7 protein-coding genes are annotated in these 7666 nt (G+C 70.4%); 4 read left to right on the top strand and 3 right to left on the bottom strand.

What is annotated here, in order from left to right:
- On the top strand, positions 1 to 1611 hold a 1611-nt coding region (locus NBZ83_RS27795; RefSeq protein ID WP_261576102.1), incomplete at its 5' end, for a putative bifunctional diguanylate cyclase/phosphodiesterase.
- A 49-nt stretch (positions 1612 to 1660) separates the two neighbouring features.
- Here NBZ83_RS27795 and cofC read toward each other — a convergent pair.
- Complete coding sequence (gene cofC, locus NBZ83_RS27790) at positions 1661 to 2413, bottom strand: 2-phospho-L-lactate guanylyltransferase (RefSeq protein WP_261567774.1); 753 nt, start codon at positions 2411 to 2413, stop codon at positions 1661 to 1663.
- Between the two features lie 531 nt (positions 2414 to 2944).
- On the opposite strand from cofC, the gene NBZ83_RS27785 reads away from it, so the two are divergent.
- Positions 2945 to 3955 carry an NAD(P)H-dependent glycerol-3-phosphate dehydrogenase gene (locus NBZ83_RS27785; protein WP_261567775.1) on the top strand — a complete coding sequence of 337 codons (1011 nt, stop codon included), beginning with the start codon at positions 2945 to 2947 and terminating at the stop codon, positions 3953 to 3955.
- Between the two features lie 6 nt (positions 3956 to 3961).
- Here NBZ83_RS27785 and murA read toward each other — a convergent pair whose 3' ends face one another.
- Positions 3962 to 5335: a UDP-N-acetylglucosamine 1-carboxyvinyltransferase gene (gene murA, locus NBZ83_RS27780; RefSeq protein WP_261576101.1), complete on the bottom strand. Its 1374-nt coding sequence runs from the start codon at positions 5333 to 5335 to the stop codon at positions 3962 to 3964.
- Positions 5336 to 5455: 120 nt separating this feature from the next.
- Positions 5456 to 6277 carry a bifunctional hydroxymethylpyrimidine kinase/phosphomethylpyrimidine kinase gene (thiD, locus tag NBZ83_RS27775; protein ID WP_261567777.1) on the bottom strand — a complete coding sequence of 274 codons (822 nt, stop codon included), beginning with the start codon at positions 6275 to 6277 and terminating at the stop codon, positions 5456 to 5458.
- A gap of 268 nt (positions 6278 to 6545) precedes the next feature.
- On the opposite strand from thiD, the gene NBZ83_RS33495 reads away from it, so the two are divergent.
- Both NBZ83_RS33495 and NBZ83_RS27765 read left to right on the top strand, forming a co-directional pair.
- Positions 6546 to 6779 carry an Lrp/AsnC family transcriptional regulator gene (locus NBZ83_RS33495; protein WP_009742309.1) on the top strand — a complete coding sequence of 78 codons (234 nt, stop codon included), beginning with the start codon at positions 6546 to 6548 and terminating at the stop codon, positions 6777 to 6779.
- Between the two features lie 182 nt (positions 6780 to 6961).
- Complete coding sequence (locus NBZ83_RS27765) at positions 6962 to 7543, top strand: DUF3515 family protein (RefSeq protein ID WP_261576100.1); 582 nt, start codon at positions 6962 to 6964, stop codon at positions 7541 to 7543.
- Positions 7544 to 7666: the final 123 nt, after the last annotated feature.

Genomic DNA, 7666 nt, shown 5'->3' with positions numbered 1-7666 from the left:
GGCGACGGGGGTGGGACGGCCCGGGAAATGCCGCGTGGCGACCTCGCTGGCTGGTTCCTGCTGGCGGTGCCCTACGTCCCCGCCGCCGGCATCGGCGGGTTGATGCTCGGCCGATCGCGGACCGGCGTTGTGCTCGACCCGGTCGAGATCGTGGTCGGGTCGGCCCTGGTCGCCGCGGTCCTCGTCCGGCAGATGGTCACCCTGCGGGTGAGCCAGCGACTGGTCGCGCAGGTTGGGCACGCCGAGCGCGAAGTGCGGCACTGGACCTCACATGATCGGCTCACCGAGCTCGCGAACCGCACGCTGTTCCACGAGCGTCTCACCGACGCCCTCGCCGCCAGCCGCCGTGACGGTCGGGACGTGGCCGTCCTGTACTGCGACCTCGACGACTTCCGCATCATCAACGACAGCCTCGGCTACGCCGCCGGGGATCATCTGCTGCGCGCCGTCGGCCAGCGCCTGCGGCACTGCGTGCGGGCCTCGGACACCGTCGCCCGGTTGGGCTCCGACGAGTTCGCCGTACTGCTTGACGGCGGGCGGGAGCTGCCCGAGACGATCGCCGAACGCGTGCTCGCGGCCCTGCGCCAACCCGTGTCGGTGGGCGGCCACCACTGGCCCGTGCGGGGCAGCGTGGGCCTGGTCGTGGCCGGTCGTACCCAGGAGACGACCGAGGTCCTGCTACGACGGGCCGACACCGCCGTGCACGCGGCGAAGCGGACGGGCAAGAACCGCCTGGTCGTCTACCGGCCGGGACTGGGCTCCACTCCCGGCGCCCACCTCGTCGCCGGCACCCATCTGGCCGACGCACTGGCCACCGCGCTGCGCCGGGGCGGCCGATCGGCCGGGTTCGACGTCCACTACCAGCCCATCGTGCGTCTGCGCGACCGCCTTCCGGTCGCGTTGGAGGCACTGGCCCGCTGGACGGCGCCCGGCCGCGGCCCGGTGCCGCCCGGCACGTTCGTCGCGGCCGCGGAAAGCGGCGGCATCGTCGGCGCGCTGGACGACATGATTCTCACCCAGGCCTGCGCGGAGATCGCGGTGGCCTACCCGGACTCCGCGCTTCGCCTGCACGTGAACGTCTCTGCCAGCCGGGTCACCGACATGACCCTGCTCGACAGCGTCGCCCGCGCGCTCGCCGCGAGCCGTTTCGATCCCCGCCGGCTGGTCGTCGAGATCACCGAGACGAGCCGGATAGACGACCTGCATGGTGCACGCGAGGTGCTCGACGAGGTGCGGGCACTGGGTGTCGCCGTCGCCCTCGACGATGTCGGCGCGGGCAACAGCACGCTCGCCGCGATGCACCTGCTACCGGTGGACGTCGTCAAGCTGGATCGGACTCTGCTCGAACCGCCGCGGGACGGGGGTCGGGTGACGGTGATGCGTCGCTCAATGATCACCTTGGCGCACGCCCTCGGTGCCGTCGTCGTCGCGGAAGGCATCGAGCGCGAAGGCCAGATTGCCGAGCTGGAGGAGCTTGGCTGCGAGCTGGGCCAGGGCTACCTGTTCGCGCGGCCGGCTCCGCTGCCTCTCGCGCCGACGCGGCCGTGGGCTGCCCGCGATGGCCAGCTGCCGGCCGCAGAGCCGGCCCGAGGGGCGGACCCGGCCGCCTGACGACTCCGTTCCGAGGCGGTGCCCTGACCCGACTCCCGTCGGGGCCGGGTCAGGGCACCGCCGGCTGGCCGACCAGAAGAGCCGCCGCCGTTGCTCTGCCAACCCCCAGGTCACGCGCCTGTGCGAGATCATCTACGGTGTCGACGTCGCGTCGTAGCCCGGGGACCGAGGATCCGAGGGCGTCGGTCAGGTCCACGGCCCCTGAGCGGCGGTGCGCGACGCGGCTGTGCGGTCCGAACGCTGGCCCCAGCGGTGCTCCGGTCGTGGCGGTGAGCAACACGGTGCCCGTGCCGGCGGCGTCGGCGAGGACCGCGCGACGGTGGTTGCCGGCTGCGGCCAGGGCCCGGTGCAGCTCCGCGGTTCGCAGCGCCGGCAGATCCCCGGACAGCGCCGCCAGTGGATGCCCGGGCCAGCGGCCGGCCGCCAGCTCCGCGCCGTGCGCCAGCGCCGGATTGAGGCCCTGGTCGGGGGTATCCGCAACGACGACGAGGCGGGCGCGCATCTGGGTCGACAGCGCGGGGGCCGGTGACGGATCCGCGCCGTCTCCGGCGCTGAGGTCATCCTGGTCGCGCAGCCGTGACAGCGTCCGGCGGAACGTCTGATCATTTGTCACGATCACCACGGCGCCGACGAGGTCGGTTGCGGAGGCGAGTACGGCCGTCACCGTGTCGATGGCCATCGCGAGCGCCAGCAGGCTTCGATCCGGCCGGTCCAGCCGACTCTTCGCCCGAGCCAGGTTCTTCAACGGCAGAAGGACCGTCCAGGACGCCCCGCCTTGTGGGAGCCACACGAAGGTGACCATAGGCCATGGCGCCGTGCGACGGGGCGAGCCGGAGGGCGCGAACCAGGCGATGATCGACGATGACGTGGACGCGACGCGGGAGAGTCGGCCGCCGCCACGCCTTGACCGTGGGGTGAACGTCGTCCGTAGGCGTATCTCCAGTGTTCGCCTCCAGTCGCTGCCTGTGTTGATCGTGCGGGCGGCGAGCGCGGCCCTTCGCCGAGCGTGGTCTCACGTCGATGGAGCCGTGGCAACGTCCCTGGTGGGCGACAACGTCGCTGGTGAGCGGCGCATCCTGCGTGATGCCCGCCAGAGCGGCGTCTACGGTCGAGTGTGAGGACGCGGTGGGCACGCCATCGCGCAGCGTCGGGGTGCTCGCAGCACCGGACGTGGACGCCGGTCCCGTGACCCACCGGAGGGAACCATTACCGCCGATCCCAGCAACAACCGGTCCGAGGACGCCGTGAACGGGGCCCCGGTCCCGGCCCAGCCGGCCGGGGCTCGCAACGGTGCGACCGCGGTCGGTCGCCGCACTGCTTCTGGGAGTAGGAGGTGAGGCGGGTGGCGGTGCTGACCGCCGGATCGTGGGGGACCGTCTTCGCGAAGGTCCTCGCGGACGCGGGCGCCCAGGTCGACCTCGTCGCCCGGGATCCGCAGGTCATCCGCTCGATCAACCGCCGGCATGTCAACCCGCGATATCTGCCCACGGTCCAGCTCCCCGACCGGGTCCGGGCGACGGGCGATCCGGGCGACGCGCTGGCGGGCGCCGAGCTCGTGGTGCTGGCCGTGCCCTCGCAGGCGTTGCGCTCGCTGCTCGCCCGCTGGGTGTCGCGGATCGCCTCCGATGCGATCTACGTGAGCCTGATGAAGGGGGTCGAGGCGGGCAGTCGGCTGCGGATGAGCCAGGTCATCGCGGAGGTCGCCGGAGTGACGCCGGACCGGATCGCCGTCGTCAGCGGCCCGAACCTGGCACATGAGATCGCCGCGGAACATCCGGCGGCAACCGTCGTCGCCAGCACCTCGACCCGAACGGCGGAGATCGTCCAGACTGCCTGCTGGACCCCCTACTTCCGTCCCTATACGAATCATGATGTGATCGGATGCGAGCTCGGTGGGGCGGTGAAGAACGTGATCGCCCTTGCCGCCGGAATGCTCGAGGGAATGGGTTTCGGCACCAACAGCCTCGCATCCCTGATCACCCGAGGTCTCGCCGAGACGTCGCGGCTCGGCATCGCGCTGGGCGCGGAACCGATGACCTTCGCCGGCCTGGCGGGGCTCGGTGATCTCGTGGCGACCTGTGGTTCGCCGCTGTCGCGTAACCGGACCTTTGGCGAAAAGCTGGGACGTGGGCTCAGCCTGGCGCAGGTGGAGGCGGAGCAGCGGCAGGTTGCGGAGGGGGTGCGGTCCTGCCGACCGCTGCTGGCCGTGGCCGATCAGCTCGGCGTCTCGATGCCCATCACACAGCAGGTCGAGCGGGTGCTTTACGAGGGTCTGCCGCCGCTGGAGGCGGTCAAGGATCTGATGAGCCGGGAGCCGGGGCCGGAGTACCGAACACATCGGTGACGCCGGTCAGGCGGGGAGCACCCCCGGTGACGGGCTGGCGGCAGGGGGGGTGGACACCGGGTCGGCATCGACGTTGGCTCCGATCGAACGGAGCTTGCCGACCGGGTCCTCGTATCCGCGCTCGAGAAATCTGGTTCCACGGATGATGCTCGTCCCCTCCGCGACCAGCGCGGCGAGCACGTAGGCGAAGCCCGCCCGCAGATCGGGAATCGTAAGCTCGCCGCCGGCGAGGGGGGTCGGCCCGCTCACGACTGCCGAGTGCTCGAAGTCACGGGCGGCGAACCGGCACGCCTTTCCGCCGAGGCACAGCGTCGACAGCGCGATGTCCGCGCCCATCTCGGCGAGCTGGCGGGTGTACCCGAAACGGTCCTCGTAGATCGTTTCGTGGATGACCGAGGCTCCTCTGGCCTGGGTCAGCAGCACCACCAGCGGCTGCTGCCAGTCGGTCATGAACCCGGGATGCACGTCGGTCTGCACATGGGCGGCGGTGAGCGGCCGGGCGCGGAAGAACGTCATGCCACGCGGGGTCACCTCGAACTCGCCGCCAAGCCGGCGCAGATGGTTCAGGAACGTCATCAGGTGCTCCTGCCGTGCGCCGATCACCTCCACCCGCCCCCCGGTGGCCACCGCGGCCGCCGCGAACGACGCGACCTCGATCCGGTCGTGAATGGGCGCGTGGGTGGCGCCGCGCAGCTTCGCCACGCCCTGGACGACGATCGTCCGATCGGCCTCCACGTCGACCAGGGCGCCCATCTGCTGCAGGAACAGGATGAGGTCGACGACCTCCGGTTCCACCGCGGCATTGGAGATCACCGTCGTGCCCTGCGCGCGCACCGCCGCGAGCAGCAGATTCTCGGTCGCACCGACGCTCGGGAACGGCAGGGCGACGTGGGTGCCGCGCAGGCCGAGAGTCTTGACCTGGACGGAACGTACTTGTTCGATGATCTCCGCACCCATCGCCCGCAGCCCCGCGAGATGGAAGTCGACGGGTCGCTTCCCGATGCGACACCCACCGGGTAGCGGGATCACGGCCTCGCCGACGCGATGCAGCAGTGGACCCATCATGAGAATGGGGATGCGGTTCACCCCGGAATACGCCTCGGACAGCGAGGCGTCCACGATCCGTTCAGTGGTGAGCCGCACCGTGTGTTCGTCGAGCCATTCGACCTCGGTGCCGAGCTCGGTCAGCATCCCCAGCACGACGTCGACCTCGGCGATCCGCGGGACCCGGGTCAGGGTGCACGGCTGTGGAGTGAGCAGGGTTGCCACGAGCAGCTTGGTGACCGAGTTCTTGGCGCCGGACGCCTCGACAGAGCCCCGCAGCGGAGCGCCGCCGCTGATGCGGTACCACCGGTGGTCCACGCCTCCCTGCGTGGCCACTGCAGCACTTTTCGACCCCACGGGCTACCTCTCCGGCGATGATGTGGATGCGTCAAGTCACACACGGCTGGGCGATTGAATCAGATGTAGCCGGCCCGGCTCGACCCGGACCACCTGCGGCTACCTGCGGTGACGATATCCGTGATCTACCGGGCCGATCCCCGCCCCGAGGGGGAAACCAGCTGCCAGCGCCCCACTGACGTACTCCTTCGCGGCCCGGACGGCCTGCGTCGGTGAGTCGCCCTGCGCCAGTCTCGAGGCGATCGCGGAGGCCAGAGTGCACCCGGTGCCGTGGGTGTGCCGCCGGTCCATCCGGCGGCCACGCAAGAGAATCTCTGTGGACCCGTCGGTCAGCAGATCGACCGCATCGCCCCGCAGATGACCACCCTTGATCAGCACCCAGCGCGGGCCCAGCGCGAGCATCGCCGCGGCAGCCCGGGGCAGATCGGCCTCGTCTCGCACGATCACCCCGGTCAGGAGGCGGACCTCGTCGAGGTTCGGGGTCGCGATAGTAGCGCGCGGCATGAGCTCCAAGCGGACGACGTCGACCGCGTCGGGAGCAAGCAGCGGGTCGCCGTGTTTCGACACGCCCACCGGATCGACCACGACCGGTGCGTCGACGCGGTCCAGCTCCGCGGCGACGAGGGCGACCAGGGTGGCCGAGGACAGCATGCCGGTCTTGACCGCGTCGACCCCGATGTCGTCCACCACCGCCCTGATCTGGGCGCGTACCGCCGCGGATGGCAGATCCCACACCCCGTGGACGCCCAGTGAGTTCTGCGCCGTCACGGCGACGATGGCGCTCATCCCATGTACGCCGAACGCGAACATCGTCTTGAGATCAGCCTGAATCCCCGCGCCGCCGCCCGAATCGGAGCCCGCGATGGTCAGCACGCGCGGCGGCGCCGCGGCCGGCGCGGCGATGGGAGCGGGTTCGCTCACGGGACGCTCGGAACCTTCATGTGTCTCCTTGAGCTTCACTATGCGTAGCGAGAATCGTGGTTGCCATCACAATCGGGTACGAGACCGGGCTGCTGCACCCCAGGATTGGGGGCCGGATGAGCGTGCGAGGGGCGTCGACCGACGCCCGTCGGTCGAGTCGAAGAAATTCCTCGGCGTCAGAGGCTCTCATCCGGCCCGTTTGCCTGTTACCTTCTGTCGGCCCGTAGTTCTGCTCGACGGGCTGTTGACGTCCGACGAGGGAGCGTCTGTGGTCCACGCGTACATCCTTATCCAGACCGAGGTCGGCAAGTCCGCGTCGGTTGCCAAGGAGATCGAGCAGATCCCCGGGGTCACCCAGGCAGAGGACGTGACCGGTCCCTACGACGTCATCGTGCGTGCTGAGGCGCCCACGGTGGACGACCTGGGCAAGATGGTCATGTCGAGGGTGCAGTCGGTTGACGGCATCACCCGCACGCTGACCTGTCCGGTCGTCCATTTTTGAAAGCTGTGGGCCCGTGGTCCGGTGTGGAGGGTGGCGAACGCTCGGCGCACCGTCGGCCGACGGCTTATGCGAGTAAACAGGCAAGATAGCGGGCTGGTTCGCACCGCCAGCCGGCAGCGGCTGTGATCGGTAGGGAGGCGATGGCCGTCCGCCGGGCGGCCTCTGAGCGTCCACGATCGGATATGTCAGAAGTGGGTCGTGAAGTGGTGGTTCGGGCGGCAGTGGGTTGTGACGAGCAGGGCACCGGCTGGCGGGCATTGACCCGTCGTCGGGTCTCGGCGTCGCGCCGGGCGACCATCGGACTCACCGTCTGCGGCACCGTGGGATGCCTGCTGCTGACGAGTTGCGGCGGGCTCGGACCGGTCAGGTTGACCAACGTCCCGGTGCCGGCGCCGTCCGACCACGCGACCTGCGCGGCCCTCATCGGGGCGTTGCCATCTTCACTTGGCCACGACCTGGACCGGCGTCGACTCGAGCCACCGCGTGACTCCGCGGCGGCCTACGGTCGGGGACCGATCGTCCTCACCTGCGGAGTGGCGGGCGTGCCGGCGAGCTATCGGCGGGACTCGATGCTGTCGGAGGTCGACGGTCTCGGGTGGTTCGTGGAGAAGCTCGGGGAGACCCTGCGGTACTCGACTCCGACCCGCTCACCCCACGTCATGCTCACCCTGCCGGTTTCCGTCTCAACCGAGATGCAACCCTTCGACATCCTCGTCTCCGTCGGTCCGGCGGTGCGGGAGCACAGCGCGTCGACGGTGCTCTGAGGGCCGGACGGGACCGCGGAGCCCGTAGTCGTTCTCGCGCAGGTCGTGGGGCGAGCGGGCGATGCCAGCCCATCCGGACGGCGGGCTCGACCGGTTCGCTCGGGTCGGCGGTGGGGTTGGCGG

It is taken from the genome of Frankia gtarii (assembly GCF_025403375.1).
Taxonomy (GTDB): Bacteria; Actinomycetota; Actinomycetes; order Frankiales; family Frankiaceae; genus Frankia; species Frankia gtarii.
This window is presented reverse-complemented; position numbering and strand designations above follow the sequence as displayed.